16 protein-coding genes are annotated in these 14928 nt (G+C 62.2%); 5 read left to right on the top strand and 11 right to left on the bottom strand.

Translation table 11 applies throughout. From position 1 onward, the window contains the following. Nucleotides 1-31 precede the first annotated feature (31 nt). On the top strand, nucleotides 32-469 hold the full coding sequence (locus SJY40_RS13840) for a hypothetical protein (protein ID WP_378947613.1): 438 nt from the start codon (nucleotides 32-34) through the stop codon (nucleotides 467-469). 72 nt (nucleotides 470-541) lie between these two features. Here the strand turns inward: SJY40_RS13840 and SJY40_RS13835 are convergent, their stop codons facing one another. From SJY40_RS13835 to SJY40_RS13805, 7 genes are all read right to left on the bottom strand, one after another. Beyond that, nucleotides 542-1192 (bottom strand): membrane integrity-associated transporter subunit PqiC, encoded by a 651-nt coding sequence (locus tag SJY40_RS13835; protein ID WP_378947610.1) that lies wholly within the window; start codon nucleotides 1190-1192, stop codon nucleotides 542-544. A 2-nt stretch (nucleotides 1193-1194) separates the two neighbouring features. Continuing rightward, on the bottom strand, nucleotides 1195-3249 hold the full coding sequence (locus SJY40_RS13830) for an intermembrane transport protein PqiB (protein ID WP_378947608.1): 2055 nt from the start codon (nucleotides 3247-3249) through the stop codon (nucleotides 1195-1197). A gap of 43 nt (nucleotides 3250-3292) precedes the next feature. Further along, the gene (locus SJY40_RS13825) at nucleotides 3293-3949 is read right to left on the bottom strand and encodes a paraquat-inducible protein A (RefSeq protein ID WP_378947605.1); all 657 of its coding nucleotides are present in this window, start codon (nucleotides 3947-3949) and stop codon (nucleotides 3293-3295) included. Further along, nucleotides 3946-4626, bottom strand: coding sequence for a paraquat-inducible protein A (locus SJY40_RS13820; RefSeq protein WP_378947602.1), 681 nt, complete (start codon nucleotides 4624-4626; stop codon nucleotides 3946-3948). The genes SJY40_RS13825 and SJY40_RS13820 overlap by 4 nt, the downstream gene beginning before the upstream one ends. A 70-nt stretch (nucleotides 4627-4696) precedes the next feature. After that, a complete protein-coding gene (locus SJY40_RS13815) occupies nucleotides 4697-6487 on the bottom strand; it encodes a sensor histidine kinase (RefSeq protein WP_378947599.1) in 1791 nt (596 codons plus the stop codon). Nucleotides 6488-6496: 9 nt separating this feature from the next. Beyond that, entirely contained in the window at nucleotides 6497-7063 is a 567-nt protein-coding gene (locus SJY40_RS13810) for an RNA polymerase sigma factor (protein ID WP_378947596.1), read from the bottom strand. A gap of 55 nt (nucleotides 7064-7118) precedes the next feature. Next, on the bottom strand, nucleotides 7119-7229 hold the full coding sequence (locus SJY40_RS13805) for a NepR family anti-sigma factor (protein WP_378947593.1): 111 nt from the start codon (nucleotides 7227-7229) through the stop codon (nucleotides 7119-7121). Between the two features lie 132 nt (nucleotides 7230-7361). Here SJY40_RS13805 and SJY40_RS13800 point away from each other — a divergent pair, with 132 nt between their 5' ends. Beyond that, nucleotides 7362-8165 carry a response regulator gene (locus SJY40_RS13800; protein WP_378947590.1) on the top strand — a complete coding sequence of 268 codons (804 nt, stop codon included), beginning with the start codon at nucleotides 7362-7364 and terminating at the stop codon, nucleotides 8163-8165. Between the two features lie 33 nt (nucleotides 8166-8198). On the opposite strand, the gene SJY40_RS13795 is transcribed toward SJY40_RS13800, so the two are convergent. The 4 genes from SJY40_RS13795 to SJY40_RS13780 form a co-directional block, all read right to left on the bottom strand. After that, the gene (locus tag SJY40_RS13795) at nucleotides 8199-9089 is read right to left on the bottom strand and encodes a YihY/virulence factor BrkB family protein (protein WP_378947587.1); all 891 of its coding nucleotides are present in this window, start codon (nucleotides 9087-9089) and stop codon (nucleotides 8199-8201) included. A gap of 61 nt (nucleotides 9090-9150) precedes the next feature. Further along, on the bottom strand, nucleotides 9151-9855 hold the full coding sequence (gene dnaQ, locus SJY40_RS13790; RefSeq protein ID WP_378947584.1) for a DNA polymerase III subunit epsilon: 705 nt from the start codon (nucleotides 9853-9855) through the stop codon (nucleotides 9151-9153). Then, on the bottom strand, nucleotides 9848-10435 hold the full coding sequence (gene coaE, locus SJY40_RS13785) for a dephospho-CoA kinase (protein ID WP_378947582.1): 588 nt from the start codon (nucleotides 10433-10435) through the stop codon (nucleotides 9848-9850). The genes dnaQ and coaE overlap by 8 nt, the downstream gene beginning before the upstream one ends. Further along, entirely contained in the window at nucleotides 10432-11286 is an 855-nt protein-coding gene (locus SJY40_RS13780) for a shikimate dehydrogenase (protein ID WP_378947579.1), read from the bottom strand. The genes coaE and SJY40_RS13780 overlap by 4 nt, the downstream gene beginning before the upstream one ends. A gap of 516 nt (nucleotides 11287-11802) precedes the next feature. On the opposite strand from SJY40_RS13780, the gene hemJ reads away from it, so the two are divergent. From hemJ to mnmE, 3 genes are all read left to right on the top strand, one after another. Continuing rightward, complete coding sequence (gene hemJ, locus SJY40_RS13775) at nucleotides 11803-12249, top strand: protoporphyrinogen oxidase HemJ (RefSeq protein WP_378947576.1); 447 nt, start codon at nucleotides 11803-11805, stop codon at nucleotides 12247-12249. A 127-nt stretch (nucleotides 12250-12376) separates the two neighbouring features. Next, the gene (gene rho / locus SJY40_RS13770) at nucleotides 12377-13648 is read left to right on the top strand and encodes a transcription termination factor Rho (protein ID WP_378947574.1); all 1272 of its coding nucleotides are present in this window, start codon (nucleotides 12377-12379) and stop codon (nucleotides 13646-13648) included. A 10-nt stretch (nucleotides 13649-13658) separates the two neighbouring features. Next, nucleotides 13659-14921, top strand: coding sequence for a tRNA uridine-5-carboxymethylaminomethyl(34) synthesis GTPase MnmE (gene mnmE, locus SJY40_RS13765; protein WP_378947571.1), 1263 nt, complete (start codon nucleotides 13659-13661; stop codon nucleotides 14919-14921). Nucleotides 14922-14928: the final 7 nt, after the last annotated feature.

Raw genomic sequence — 14928 nt, 5'->3', positions numbered from 1 at the left:
AGCGATGACACGCCAGACAGGAGCAAGCACCATGAAGGATCAGAGGATTTCCGAATATCGGGCCATGTTCGCGGCCTTGCAGATGCTGGGTGCCAAACCCGATACGGTCGCGCAGGACGACCTGTTCCAGACGCTGGCGCAGCTGCGCGACAAACCCGCGCCGCGCGATCGGGACGGCGATGCCGGTCAATTGCGCCGGTTGCAGCGGGAAAACGCGCTGCTGATCGATCACGCCGAGATGCTGGCCTGCGCCCTTGGTGCCTGTCCGAACTGCTGGGGCACCATCCCCGACTGCGAGGATTGCGGCGGCATCGGCACGCCGGGGGCCTTCAACCCCGACAGGTCGTGCTTCGACCACTTCGTCCTGCCCGTCATCACCCGCGTTCTGGGTCGTGACGAGGATGACGACATCAGGATTTCCGGCGACGCTTTGCGCCGGGCAGGATTCCCCGCGGGCAAGGTCGTGTAACCAGTACCCTCAGTTTTTCACGCCCGTGGGGAAGGGGGTCGGCAGGACAACTGCCGGCCCTTTGTTCATGTCTCAGAACAGCGGCGGCAGGTCGAAGGCGTTGACCGGCGCGGGCTGGCGGGTGGCGATGGTGGTGCCCGGACCCGACAGCGTCGCGATCTGCTGCGCCAGCTGGGCGATGGCCTGGCTGGCGGCAACGGCCGTGCCTGCGGGCGTCGGCTCGGTCATTGGAACGCGGATGTCAAAGCTGCGCGCCTGATTGGCGCCGTTGCCCTTCAACCCGTCGTCGGCCACGAAATACCGTCCCGACAGGCGATAGATGTTGTCGGTCTGGGCCAAGGCACGCTCGACCCGCACCTCGAGCACGCGGGCCGGGGGTTCGGCCAGGGGCCAGGGCTCGCCGATGACGGTGGCGCCGGACACGTCGCTGATGGCGCGGGCCAGCGTCGTCGTGAAGGCGCGGGCCGGCGTATCCGCCCAGAGGCTGTCGGGGTTCGACCGCACGGCACCGTCCTGGGTCTGGAAGGCGACCTCCTGATTGGCGGCGTATTCGGGCAGCGACACGTCCTTCAGCTCGGCGGTGCCAAGGCGGTTGGCCACGCGCACGTTCTGGGTCGGTGGGTCCAAAAGGAAGCGCCCGGTCTTTTCAGGGTCCGAACAGGCCCCCAGCAGGACAAGTCCCGACAGGGCGATCAGCGGCAGGCGAAGGAAGGGTGTCGTCATGTCTATCGTCCCAGGATGAAGGCGCGGGGGTTGCGTTCGATCAGCCGGGCCAGCGACCCGAAGGATTCCGTGGCGCGACGCACTTCGCGGAGGGCGCCGATCAGTTCGTTGTTGAAGGCCGACCGGTTGCCATAGCTGGCAAAGAGCGAATTGGCGCGCGCGGCGGTGGTCTGCAGGCTCTTGACCAGCTGCGGCAGCTGCTGGACCGAACGTGCGATTTCATCGGCGGCTGTGCTGGCCGAATTCAGCGCGTTGTTCAGGCTGCCCGCGGCATTGCCGTCGCGCAGGTCGTTCAACAGGCCGCTGGCGGCCTCCAGCGTGTTGGACAGGTTGCGCGGCAGGCGTTCGGCGTCTTCGCTGCCCAGCATGGCGCGCAAATCGGCAAGGATACCTTCGACCTGCAGGCTGACCTCGGCAAAACCGAACTCCTCGACCGAGGCGGCGGCGATGCTGATCTGATCGACCATTTCCGGCACGTCCACGGCAGCGTCGTTGATCGACTTGAAGGCAGCAGAGGCATCATCCAGCATTTTCGCGATGGTTTCGCCGCTGTTGGCATCGCGCAGATCGGTGGTGATGCTGCTGATGTCCGACAGCGCGACATTGCCATCCTCGATCGCCTTGCGCAGGGCCGCGGGGATCGCACGGGTGTCTTGGGAACTGGCGATCGCCGTCACGCTGTCCAGCGCGTCGCGGGCCGAGTTCAGCAATTCCTCGATCGGCAGGTTGCCGATGCGGTTGACCAACCCTTGGGCGCTGGCGGTGAAATCATCCAGATCACCCTCGACCGAGGGGATCAGCGGCACCGGTTCGGCGTCGGCATCGACGGTGGCGGGTTCAGCACCGGGGATCCGGACCAGTTCGACCATCAGGCTGGTGCCTAGGAAACCGGCACTGGCAACGCGGGCGCGCAGGCCCGATCCACTGACCTCATCCTCCAGCAGGGCCATCGCGTCTTCGGCGGTGGCACCTTCGGGCAGGCCCATGCGGCGCGGAGAGATGGCCATGGTGACCAGCTGCTTGACCTCGGCGTCGTCAGCCTCGCCGGTGGTGACGTTCACCGCCAGATCGGTGACCTGACCGACCCGCAGTCCCTGGAACTGGACGTCGGCGCCCTTTTCCAGACCCTGCAGGGAATCGTCAATCAACATGCCGATGCGCAGGCGATCGGTGTCGTCACTGGCAAACAGCGTGCTGCGCGCCATGGCTTCGTCATCCTGCACGGGGAATTCATGCCCTGCATCGATCGGGTTGCCGCCGCTGGTGATCGTGTCGAAGGCCACGCCCCCCTGCAACACCGAGGACAGCGAATTGACGTTGAAGCTGATCCCCTGCGCCCCAAGCGACAGCGAGAACCCCGAGGTGTCCCAGAACACGCTGGCCGTGGTCAGGCGGGCGTCCTGTGGCGCTTCGATGAAGGCGTCGGCCAGAACGCGGTCGTCCTGATCGGACAGGCGGATGTTTTCGACGCGTCCGACCTCGACCCCGCGGAACAGGACCGGGGCGCCCTCGCTCATGCCATCGGCGCTTTTCATCGACAGTTTGACCCAGGTGCCGGGCTGATCGCCGCGCACCAGGGGCGGGCGTTCCAATCCCTTGAAGTCGGTCGTCACCTCGGTGACCTGCGAGTCCCAATAGCCTTCGATGAAGGCGCCCGACAGCACCGTATCAAGGCGCGTCACGCCCTGTGCGCTGACCTGCGGGCGCACGATCCAGAAGCTGGCATCGGTGTCGATATATTGCGCGACATCGCTGTCCACCCGGATCGAGACGATGACCTTGGACAGATCGCCGCTGAAGGACACGCTTTCGACCTGCCCCACGATGATCTCGCGGAAGCGCAGGGTCGTGTCGCCGGGGGTGATGCCGGTGGCATCGGCAAATTCGACCTCGATCAGGCTGCCGCGGTCGCGAAAGGAATTCCATGCGATGCCAAGCGTCACGATCAGCGCGACGATGGGCACGATCCAGATGACGTTGACGCCGGCCTGCGCCGCGCGGGCAGCAGTCTTGCGTACCGGACTTGCCGGCTTGAGGGGCTGGGGCGTGTCAGTCATCTTGGTTTCTGTCCTTGGCCGTCTTGGTCTGTTTAAGGGCGGATCATTCGCTTTTCGACCGCAAGGGCAGGCCGCGCCAGATCAATCGCGCATCAAAGCTTTGCGCGGAAAGCATGGTGAAGGCAACCGACAGGGCAAATGAGGCGGCTGCCGGACCGGGGTGGACCGACGCCATGAAGCCCAATTGCACAAGTGCCGACAGGATGGCCACCACGAAGACGTCGATCATCGACCAGCGGCCGATGAATTCGACGACCTCATAGATCTTCAGACGGGTATGGGCCTGATCAACCGTGGCGGGGCGGCCCGCGACAATGGCCAGCCAGCCGATGGCCACGAATTTGCCCATCGGCACGATGATCGAGGCCACGAAGACGATAGTGGCGATGTCATAGCTGCCGTGGTGCATCAATTCGACCACGCCTTCAATGATGGTGGATTCCGAATTGCCCGCCAGACCCGCGAAGGTCTGCGTGCTCATCATCGGGAACAGGTTGGCGGGAATATACATGATCAGGCCCGCGAACCACCACGCCCAGACCTTTTGCAGACTGCGGCGGTCCGGTGGCACCAGATGGGCGCCGCAGCGCAGGCATTGATCGTGGTCCTGCGACCAGACGCGGCCACAGCTGTGGCAGCCGATCAGGCCCGCGCGGTGGGCGGTCATCACCGGGCCGTTGCTGTCCGAAGGCGCGCTCATGCCTTGGCCTTGCGCGGTTTGCCGTGGAATTCGACGGTTTGTCCGGCGTCCTCGATCGCGTCCCAGATCGAGGTCTGGCACATGAAGGCCTTGGACGCGATGTTGACGAAGATCAGCGCGCAGAACGCCCAGAAGGCCGGACCCAGGTGGACCGAGGCCAGACCCGCCACCTTGACCAGCGCGACCGCGGTGCCGATGACGAATATCTCGGCCATGGACCAGGGGCGCATCATCTCGGACCAGCGGAAGGCCCGCGCGGCATGGCGGTGGGGCGCGCGGCCCTGAACCAGCGGCGCCAGCACATAGACCAGCAGGAAGGCGCGCGTGATCGGCAGGCCGATGATCATCGCCAGCACCGCAATGACCAGCGGCAGCAGGACCCCGTCGGCAAAGGCCAGGGCAACGTCGAACAGCGAACTGGCGTTGCCGAAGCCCATCGCCGACACTTCGAGGAAGGGGAAGAACACCGCACCCACCAGCAGCACCATCGAGGTGAAGGACAGCGCGATCAGCTGCACGAAGGCCCCGTCGCGTGGTTTGGCCATGACCGTGCCGCATCGGGTGCAGCGGGCGGTCTCGCCCAGCTCCAGATCTTCCTCGATGTGCAGGGCGTCGCATTTGGGGCAGGCCATCAGCCCGCGTCCGGTCGCCAGATCATAGCTTGGTTCATGTTCCATGCTGGTCAAAATAGGCCGCATGCATCCCGACGCAAGCGCCCAGCCCATTGGGGGCGCAAGAAATGCTGCGTCAGTGGCGCGAACCGGCCTTGGCAGCCGAGGTCAGCACGACATTGCGCACGTCGCCCGCAGGCCCGTGATGGCCCTGTGTCAACTTGAAGATCATGGTCAGGACATAGCTGTCGGGCTCAGACCGGGTCTCGACCTCGCCTTCCAGCTGCATCGAGAACGCCTCGATCAGCTGGGTGCCAAGCCCCGTGCCACCCTCGGTGGGGTCGGGGCCGACCGAATTGGCCACCTGCAGCTTGCCCAGACCCGGTTCGGGCGAGGTCAACGACACACTGACCCAGGGGCGACCGCTTCCCTGTGGCTTGCCCGCGTATTTCAGGGCGTTGGTAAAGGCTTCGGTCGCCAGAAGCGTCAGGGGGACGGCCTGATCGGGCATCATCGTCAGCTGCTGGATGTCGGATTGCACCTTCAACCGCGTGCCCGCGCCTTGGGTGACATTGGTCAGCTGGCCGATGATGTCGGTGATCAGCAGATCAGCATCGACCGCATCCAGCTGTTCCGCCTGATAGAGATTGCGATAGATCGTCGCCAGCGCCGCCACGCGGTCCTGCACCGACCGCAGCACCTGCTTGGCATCGGGATCGTCGATCAGCCGGCTTTGCATGTTGATGATCGAGGCGATCAGCTGAAGGTTGTTCTTGACCCGGTGATGGACCTCTTTCAGCAGGACGGTCTTTTCGGCAACGGCCTTTTCCATCGCTTCTTCGTCGCGGATCAGGATGCGGGCCATGTTGTGGAAGGTCTGGCTGACGTCGGTGATCTCGGTCGGTGCATCCTGCAGCACCGGCGGCGCGCTGACACGGTTGCCGATGGCAAAACGGCGCATCTGGCCGCGCAGCACGGTGATATGGCGCAGCACCAGCCGGAAGACCGCGAAATAGGCGACGGCCAGCGACACGACCCACAAGGCGGCAGGCAGCAGAACCGCCCCAAAGCGCGACAACTGGAAGACGCCGACACCGGCGGTCTGGGGGCTCCAGCTGCCAAGGGCATACACAAGGCCCGGAATGACGGGGACCACGGTAAAGACACGGGTTTCGTCGTTGTTCGCGGTCGCGCGGAAGGTGGTTTCGCCCTGACCCAGCAGACCGACCAGATCGCGGTCGCGCGGCAGCAGGTCATCGGTCGTTCCGCCGACCAAATCGTCGCCGTTCAGAACCCGGCCGCGGCTGTTGAAGGTCATGATGCGGGTGCCTTCGTTGCCGAAGTCCATCGCATGGGTGGATCGCAGCAGGTCCTGCGACAGCGACAGCCCTACATAGCCCAGCAATTCGCGATCACGGTACAGCGGCTGCTGGACGACGACGACCGCCTTGCCGGTGACAGCGCCGCGACGCACCGAGGTGACGGTGGTGACCGGATTTTTCAAGAAGTTCTGCAGAAGGTCGTTCTGGGACAGATCAAAGCCTTCCAGCGCGTCGGGATCCGAGCTGCACTGCATGAAACCATCGACCGGGACGAAGCCTGCATGGCTGTAGGTCCCGCTGCGCTGAACGAAATTGCGCAAAAGTTCGGCGCATTGTTCGGGGCGGTTCATGGTTTCAAGCACCGCAGGCCCCAAGGCATCGGCCGAACCAAGCGCGCTTTGCAGCAGCGCCCGTTCCCCCGATGCTGCGGATGCGGTGCGGCCCAACAGGGCGATTTCTGCGCTGCGTTCGGCCTCTTGCGACAGATGCAGGTTCTGGACCAGAGAGATCAGCCCGATGGGCAGGATCGCGACCGACAGCAGCGCGCCAAGCCGAAAGCCAAGCCGGCGCGTGAATTCCAGTTGACCTGATATGCGCCGCAACATCGTGCCAGCTCAGCGAGAGCTTGAATTGTTCTGAGCCATCACCGCCAGCGTCGCCTGATCGGTCATGTTCAGATCTTCACCCTGTTCCAGGTGCAGCAATTCGGCCAGCTTGCGGCGACCGCGGTTGGCGCGGGATTTCACCGTGCCCACGGCCACGCCGGTCATATCGGCGGCCTCTTCATAGGAAAAGCCGGATGCACCAACCAAGATCAGAGCCTCGCGCTGTTCGTCGGGCAGGCGGTCGAAGGCAAAGCGGAAATCGCGCAGCGCAAGACGACCGTCATGGTCGGGGCGGGTCGATTGACGCGCGGCGTGGATGCCGTCGCTGTCGCTGACCTCGCGCTTGGTCTTGCGGCGGGCGGAATAGAACGTGTTGCGAAGGATGGTGAACAGCCATGCGCGCAGATTGGTGCCCGCCTGGAACTTGTCCATGTTGGTCCATGCCTTGACGATGGTGTCCTGCACCAGATCGTCGGCCGCAGCGCCTTCACGCGTCAGCGACAGGGCAAAGGCCCGTAGCGCCGGAAGGTGGTTGACCAGCTGGTCGCGCGGATCAGGCAGGGCTGTATTCGTCATGAGGGGATGGCACCGTGGAACGAGGGATCGGAAGGGAAAATGGTCCGGGAAATGGTCATCCCTGTTCCTTGAGCTTTTGAAGAAGCTCGAGGAAGCGATCAGGAACCTCGTTCGTGGCGTCCTGTTCGTAAACCCGTTTCAGGTTCTCATCGATTTGTTTTTCCACGGCCGCTTTCCTACGGTCATCTCGCTTTGGCGTCATAATAATGTTAGTCCCGACAAACTTGTGCGCACAACCATGCAACCGATAGGGGGGCAAGATGGTTCCTTGCAATAGACGAATTAAAAGGACTGTGTGATGACTGCTGCAGATCTGGCCCAATCGATCGGCCAACAGCTTCCGTTCCTGCGCCGCTATGCGCGTGCTCTGACCGGAAGCCAGAGTGCCGGTGACAACTATGCGGCCGCTACGCTTGAGGCGATCCTGTCGGATCGGAGCGTGCTTGATGGCGAAGACGATCTGCGTATCGCGTTGTTCAAGACGTTCCACGCGATCTGGCAAAGCTCGGGTCAGCCGGTGGAAGACACCGACATGACCGCCCGCGAACGCCGTGCGCAAGATCACCTGCGCGGCCTGACCCCGAATTCCCGCGAAGCCCTGCTGCTGCGCACGATCGAGGAGCTGCGCGCCGATCAGATCGCCCGCGTCATGCAGATCGACACTGCCGAGGCAGAGGAACTGGTCCAGATCGCGCTGAGCGAGATGGGCAACACCCTGCGTGGCAAGGTGATGGTCATCGAGGACGAGATGATCATCGCGATGGACCTGAAGGGCATCGTGCAGGCCATGGGCCACGAAGTCACCGGCGTCGCGCGTACCCATACCGCCGCCATCGACCTGGCCGGAAAGCAGCGTCCCGACCTGATCCTGGCCGACATCCAGCTGGCGGACGGATCCTCGGGCGTCGATGCGGTCAACGAACTGCTGGGCAGCATGGGCGATATTCCGGTGATCTTCATCACCGCCTTCCCCGAGCGTCTGCTGACGGGCGACCGCCCCGAGCCGGCCTTCCTGATTTCCAAGCCCTATAGCGAGGAACAGGTCCGTTCAGCGGTCAGTCAGGCGATGTTCTTTGCATCGACCGAAGGCTTGGAAGTCTGAGACAACGAAAGGGCGCCCATCGCGGCGCCCTTTTCACTGGTTCTTTTCGGCCAGCAGCTCATCGAACCCGCGGCGTGCCTCGCGCGCGGCTCTCAGACGGCGGCGGCGGGCCAGTTCGACATTGATTAACGCACCCAGCAGCACCGAGAACCCGGCCAGATACAGCCACATCAACAATGCCACGACCGTCCCGATGGACCCATAGATGCGATTGTAGCTGTTGAAGCTGCCTAGATAGGCCGAAAACGCGATAGACCCTGCGGCCCACAGCATGGCCGCGAACATCGCCCCCCAGGTAAAGATCGGCGTGCGCGGCGTCTTCACGTTCGGGCCATAGCGGTAGAGGATGCCGATGGTCAGGATGACCAGCAGGAACATCCCCGCCCAAGGCAGCGCCGTGATCATCAGCGACCGCACCGGTGCGATGACAAAGAAGTTCAGCACCACCGGCACGATCACGATGGTCGCAAGACCCGCAAGCGAGATCCCCACGATCACCAGCGTCAGCGCATAGGCCAGCACGAAGCCGAAGATCGTCGAATGCGCGCGGACCCCATAGGCCGCGTTCAACCCCCGGATCAGCGCATCGACACCCGCGCGCGCCGCGATGGTCGCGATCATGAACGACAGGAACGACGTCCATCCGACCGAGGTCTGCCCGTTCGATGTCAGCGAAGTGACCTGATCGTCCACGATCGTCGAGGCGCCATCGGGCAGGAATTCATGCGCGACATCCAGATAGGTCAGGACGACGTCGGGGTCGAACCACAGGCTCCACAGCGCGATGATGGCGCCGATGCCGGGAAAGACCGCGAACATGCCATAGAAGGCGACGCCGGCCGCGATCAGGGTCATGTGGGTCTGATCCATGCGTTCGAAGATCGAACCCCAGAAGCTGCCGATATCCCTTAGCCAGTCGATCATGCCGCCCCATTTCCCGTTTTCGCCAGCATGATGCGGGGAAGCGATCCGCGCAAGGCTGGCGTCAGCTGGCCTGATACCGCGACCACAGGGAATCCTCGCCCAGTTTGGCCACGAATTCGGTATGGGCCTGCGCCTCGGCGTCGGTCAGGCGGGGCGGCAGGGGGGTCGGACGCTGCGCGCGGGGACGCATCTGGCCGTCGATGCCGGGTTCGTCATCCTCGTTCCGGGCCTGCGCCAGAACAAGGTCGGGCTGACGGCCGCCGATCAGTTCCAGATAGACCTCGGCCAGCAATTCGCTGTCCAGCAGCGCCCCGTGCAGTTCCCGGTTCGAGTTGTTGACCCCGAAGCGGCGGCACAAAGCGTCCAGCGTGGCAGGCGACCCCGGAAAGCGTTCGCGCGCGATCATCAGCGTGTCCAGCGCCCGGTCGAAGGGGATCGGTGCATGGCCTGCGCGCTTCAGTTCGGCGTTCAGGAATTTCATGTCGAAGCTGGCGTTATGGATCACCAGCTTGGCGTCATCGGCGATGAAATCGATGAAACCCTGCGCGACCTCGGCGAACTTGGGCTTGTCGGCCAGGAATTCGTCGCCCAAGCCATGCACCTCGAAGGCGCCCTGGGGCATGCTGCGTTCGGGGTTGATGTAGACGTGGAAGGTCTTGCCGGTCGGCAGGTGGTTGAACAGCTCCAACGCGCCGATTTCAACGATGCGGTCGCCGTTTTCGGCGTCGAAACCGGTGGTTTCGGTATCAAGGACGATCTCACGCATGGGGGGTGACCTCGGAAACGATGTGCTGCACGGCGGCGCGGGCGTTCTGCAGCGTGTCGGTGGGGATGATCCAATCCGCGCGCGCCCGCTTATCAGCGTCAGGCATCTGTCGCGCAAGGATCATCGCGAAGGTGTCATCGGTCATGCTGGGTCGCGCCATGACGCGGTCGCGCTGCGTTTTCGCATCGGTCGAGACGACCGCCACGCCGTCCAGATCGGGCGGGCTGGCGCTTTCGAACAGCAGCGGGATGTCCAGAACCACCAGCGGCGCATCCGCGTGCATGGCGGTGAAATCGGCACGATCACGTGCCACCAGCGGATGCACGATGGCTTCCAGTCGCGCCAAGGCCTGATCGTCACTGGCCAATACCTGACGCAGGGCCGCACGGTCGATCATGCCCCCCGAAAGTGCGGTCGGAAACATGGCCGAGACCGGCGCCACCGCTGCCCCCTGTTCGGCATAGAGCCTGTGGACGGCCTCATCCGCGTCCCAGACCGGGTGGCCAAGGTCGCGAAACATCTGCGCCGTAGTCGATTTGCCCATGCCGATGCTGCCGGTCAGGCCCAGCACATAGGTCATTCCAGAACGACTCGGCGAATCTCGTCGTTGACCTCGGGGCGGTGGCCGAACCAGCGTTCAAAGCCGGGGGCGGCCTGATGCAGCAGCATCCCCAGACCGTTGACGACCCGACATCCGCGGGCCTGCGCCTCGGTCAGCAGGGGGGTCATCAGCGGCGTATAGACCAGATCGGTGACCAGCGCGTCCGGCGACAGCGCATCCAGCGGCACCCGAAGCGGCTGCTTGCCCTCCATCCCAAGCGAGGTGGCGTTGACCACCGTCGTCGCCCCTTCCAGCATGTTGCCGACCTGCGCCCAGTCATAGACGACCAGTCTTGCGCCGAATTCCGCCTTGATCTGTTCCGCCCGCAGTCGGGTGCGATTGGTGATCCGCAGTTCCTTGACGCCGCTGTCCAGCAGGGATGCCACGACCGCCCGTGCCGCCCCGCCCGCACCGATCACGGCGGCAGGGCCTGCCTCGGGCTGCCAGTCGGGGGCGGATTGGCGAAGATTTGCGATGAAGCCATATCCATCGGTGTTGTCGGCATGGATCTTGCCGTCTGCGCGAAAGATCAGCGTATTCGCAGCCCCGATCAGCGCAGCGCGATCGGTGACCGTATCGGCCAGTGTCAGCACGGCCTCTTTGTGGGGGATGGTGACATTGGCACCGACAAAGCCCGCGCGGGGTAGAACGCGAAGAACCTCGGCCAGATGTTCGGGCATCACCGGGATCGGTACGTAATGTCCGGCCAGCCCATAGCGTTTCAGCCAATGCCCATGCAGGCGCGGCGACCGGGAATGGGCGATGGGCATGCCGATCACCCCGGCCAGGGGGGCATGGCTGATCTGGCTGGCGGGAATCTCGTCCGTCATGGGGACCTTGTCGCTGGCAGGTTGGTGTCACCCCCAGAGTAAGTCCCAAAATCCGGCGAAAAAAGACCAAAGAATGCACAAGGTCGGGCCTGTGGCGCGGAAGGCGCGCCCGAAAGACCGCCGCGCGCCACCTGAGCCCTGTGGACAAGAAACGGGGGGAATTGGTCGGGCGCTTGGTGACAAGTCGGTCAAGGCCCAATCGGTGTTGAATTTCACCCTGGAACGAAGGGCGAACCCGGTGCGGTGATCCACAGGTGCACAACTTGATTTCGCCAGGACGACCGATTGTGGACGAATTGTTCGCCAAATCATTATCCGCAAAATTATCCACACAAGATCATTTTGTTTACAAAAGATTTTCTTCCCGTGATCCAAATTTTCAACACATTTATCCACAGGCTGTGATTTTGGGGATCGGGCAGTGAAAAACACAGTAATCCCGCTATCCACAGCCCCTACTTCAACAACATTCCTTTTCTCTTTTCTTTCATTTAAGTGAGAGGAAGAGAGGTGCGCATGTTCGATTGGCTGTTCGTGATCTATCCATGGGTGAAGGCATTTCACGTCATGGCCGTCATTTCCTGGATGGCAGGACTGTTCTATCTGCCCAGATTGTTCGTCTATCACGCCGAACGCGGCGAAAATCAGGCCGAACCCCGGTCCAGTTTCGTCATCATGGAAGACAAGCTGCTGCGTTTGATCATGAACCCGGCGATGATCGCGACCTGGATCAGCGGTCTGACGATGGTGATGACCCCGGGAATCGTCGACTGGTCGATGACCTGGCCCTGGGTGAAGGCCGCAGGCGTCGTCGGGATGAGCGGATTTCACATGTGGTGCGCCCGCGAACGCCGCAACCTGGCCTCCGGAAAGGCGAAATCTGGCAGGAAATACAGGATGATGAACGAATTGCCGACCCTGTTCATGGTCGCGATTGTCACGGCGGTCATCGTCAAGTTCTGATCGAAAAGATTGACTCGCCACGGGCGGCGGCTTAAATGCCCCGCAACCCTGGCCGTCCGGTGCAGGATTCCCAAGACACTTTTCCTGCTCCGAACGATTCGTCGTGCGGCCGAAAGTTTGCGCCAATATGACCGAAGAACGCCTCAATCTCTCTGACCTGAAGGCCAAAAGCCCCGCCGACCTGCTGTCCATGGCAGAGGAATGGGAAATCGAGAACGCCTCGACCATGCGCAAGGGCGAGATGATGTTCTCGATCCTCAAGGAGCATGCCGAGGAGGGCTGGGATATCGGCGGCGAAGGCGTGCTGGAGGTCGTTCAGGACGGATTCGGCTTCCTGCGGTTGACCGAGGCGAACTATCTGCCCGGTCCGGACGACATTTATGTCAGCCCCGACATGATCCGCCAGCATTCGCTGCGGACCGGCGATTCCGTCGAGGGCGTGATCCGCGCGCCTGGCGACAACGAGCGCTATTTCGCGCTGACCAAGGTCGAGCAGATCAACTTCGAGGAGCCGGAAAAGGCCCGTCACAAGGTCGCCTTCGACAACCTGACGCCGCTTTACCCCGACGATCGTCTGACGATGGAGGTCGAAGACCCCACCATCAAGGATCGCAGCGCACGCATCATCGACCTGGTTGCACCCATCGGCAAGGGCCAGCGGTCGCTGATCGTGGCACCGCCGCGCACGGGTAAGACGGTCCTGCTGCAGAACATCGCCAATTCGATCGAGAAAAATCACCCCGAGTGCTATCTGATCGTTCTGCTGATCGACGAACGGCCCGAAGAAGTTACCGACATGCAACGCAGCGTGCGTGGCGAGGTGGTCTCATCGACCTTCGACGAACCGGCCAGCCGGCACGTTGCGGTGTCCGAAATGGTCATCGAAAAGGCCAAACGCTTGGTCGAGCATAAGCGAGATGTAGTGATCCTGCTTGATTCGATCACAAGACTTGGTAGAGCGTTCAACACTGTGGTCCCAAGCTCGGGCAAGGTGCTGACCGGTGGCGTTGACGCCAATGCCTTGCAGCGCCCCAAGCGCTTCTTCGGTGCTGCGCGCAACATCGAAGAAGGCGGCAGCCTGACCATCATCGCAACGGCGCTGATCGACACGGGTTCGCGCATGGATGAAGTCATCTTCGAGGAATTCAAGGGTACGGGTAACAGCGAGATCGTGCTGGACCGCAAGGTCGCCGACAAGCGCGTCTTCCCGGCGATGGATATCCTGAAATCCGGCACGCGGAAGGAAGAATTGCTGGTCAACAGCAAGGATCTTCAGAAGACTTACCTGCTGCGCCGGATTCTGAACCCGATGGGCACCACCGACGCGGTCGAGTTCCTAATTTCGAAACTGAAGCAGACCAAGAGCAACTCCGAGTTCTTCGACTCGATGAACGCCTGACGAGGCAGACATGGACCTGATCTTCGCCGAAGCCACCCCGCCCGGGCGGGGGGGAGTTTCCGTCATTCGACTGAGCGGTGATGGCGCGCGGTCGGCTGCCGAAGCGTTGGTTGGACCCATGAATTCCGCGCGGCATGCTTATTTCCGTGACCTTCGGTCTGGTGATGAGACGATCGACCAGGTTCTGGCAATGTGGTTTGCCAGCGGCCAGAGTTTCACCGGAGAAGAAGTCGCCGAGTTGCATCTGCACGGAGCGCCGGTGATTGTTCGTCGTGTCACCGCGGAATTGTTTGCGTTAGGCGCTCGGATGGCCGAGGCGGGAGAGTTCACCCGACGGGCGTTCCTGAACGGCCGTATGGACTTGGCAGAGATCGAAGGTCTTGGCGATCTTCTCGCGGCTGAAACCGAAGCGCAAAGGCAGTTGGCCATGCGCGCGACCAGCGGAGAATTGGCTAGGAAGACCGAAGAATGGCGATCCTGGTTGATCGAAGCGGGGGCATTCGTCGAGGTCAGTGTAGACTTCGCGGATGAAGATGTTCCCGATGAGGTCCCGGAGCAAGCATATGCATTGATTGAACGACTTTTGACCGCGATCAACGCCGAAATTCATGGATTTTCGGCTGCGGAACGCATCAGACAAGGCTTTGAAGTTGCGATCGTTGGTCCGCCGAACGCTGGAAAATCAAGTCTTTTGAACAGGATAGCAAAAAGGGATGTTGCCATCGTTTCGACGGTTGCAGGCACCACCCGCGATGTTCTTGAGCTGCGGCTAGACCTCAAAGGCCTCTCGGTTACCTTACTTGATACTGCTGGTTTGCGTGAATCCCGGGATGAAGTCGAGATCGTGGGGATAGAACGCGCGCGGAACCGGGCAGCCATTGCCGATCTGCGTTTGCACCTATCAGACGATGGCACCGCTGTTCCTGAATTGTGGCATAACGGTGATATCGTTGTGCGTGGTAAGTCCGATCTGAGCGGAGCAGGTGATGGTGCTATATCCTCTGTGACCGGTGAAGGCGTGGATCATCTGCTGGCGCAGATTTACGAACAGCTTGTCATTCGAGTTGCCGGAGCTGGTATCGTCAGTCACGAGCGCCAGTTGAATGAGCTTCATACGGCAGCAGACTCTTTGTGTGACGTTCAGGGGCTGCCAGTCGAGATTTTGGCCGAAGAACTGCGCAAGTGTGGACATGCTTTGGATAGACTGCTTGGCCGAATCGATGCCGAGGATTATCTTGATAAAATCTTCTCGTCGTTCTGTATCGGGAAATAGGGATTGC

Source organism: Paracoccus sp. R86501, assembly GCF_042466435.1.
Lineage (GTDB): Bacteria > Pseudomonadota > Alphaproteobacteria > Rhodobacterales > Rhodobacteraceae > Paracoccus.
Note: the sequence above shows the minus strand (reverse complement) of the source record. Positions and strands in the feature narration are given on the sequence as shown.

Bases quoted from the DNA above. Each gene is read 5' to 3' on its own strand.
- SJY40_RS13840 (WP_378947613.1), top strand. From the start codon at position 32: ATGAAGGATCAGAGGATTTCCGAATATCGGGCCATGTTCGCGGCCTTG.
- SJY40_RS13835 (WP_378947610.1), bottom strand. From the start codon at position 1,192: ATGACGACACCCTTCCTTCGCCTGCCGCTGATCGCCCTGTCGGGACTT.
- SJY40_RS13830 (WP_378947608.1), bottom strand. From the start codon at position 3,249: ATGACTGACACGCCCCAGCCCCTCAAGCCGGCAAGTCCGGTACGCAAG.
- SJY40_RS13825 (WP_378947605.1), bottom strand. From the start codon at position 3,949: ATGAGCGCGCCTTCGGACAGCAACGGCCCGGTGATGACCGCCCACCGC.
- SJY40_RS13820 (WP_378947602.1), bottom strand. From the start codon at position 4,626: ATGGAACATGAACCAAGCTATGATCTGGCGACCGGACGCGGGCTGATG.
- SJY40_RS13815 (WP_378947599.1), bottom strand. From the start codon at position 6,487: ATGTTGCGGCGCATATCAGGTCAACTGGAATTCACGCGCCGGCTTGGC.
- SJY40_RS13810 (WP_378947596.1), bottom strand. From the start codon at position 7,063: ATGACGAATACAGCCCTGCCTGATCCGCGCGACCAGCTGGTCAACCAC.
- SJY40_RS13800 (WP_378947590.1), top strand. From the start codon at position 7,362: ATGACTGCTGCAGATCTGGCCCAATCGATCGGCCAACAGCTTCCGTTC.
- SJY40_RS13795 (WP_378947587.1), bottom strand. From the start codon at position 9,089: ATGATCGACTGGCTAAGGGATATCGGCAGCTTCTGGGGTTCGATCTTC.
- dnaQ (WP_378947584.1), bottom strand. From the start codon at position 9,855: ATGCGTGAGATCGTCCTTGATACCGAAACCACCGGTTTCGACGCCGAA.
- coaE (WP_378947582.1), bottom strand. From the start codon at position 10,435: ATGACCTATGTGCTGGGCCTGACCGGCAGCATCGGCATGGGCAAATCG.
- SJY40_RS13780 (WP_378947579.1), bottom strand. From the start codon at position 11,286: ATGACGGACGAGATTCCCGCCAGCCAGATCAGCCATGCCCCCCTGGCC.
- hemJ (WP_378947576.1), top strand. From the start codon at position 11,803: ATGTTCGATTGGCTGTTCGTGATCTATCCATGGGTGAAGGCATTTCAC.
- rho (WP_378947574.1), top strand. From the start codon at position 12,377: ATGACCGAAGAACGCCTCAATCTCTCTGACCTGAAGGCCAAAAGCCCC.
- mnmE (WP_378947571.1), top strand. From the start codon at position 13,659: ATGGACCTGATCTTCGCCGAAGCCACCCCGCCCGGGCGGGGGGGAGTT.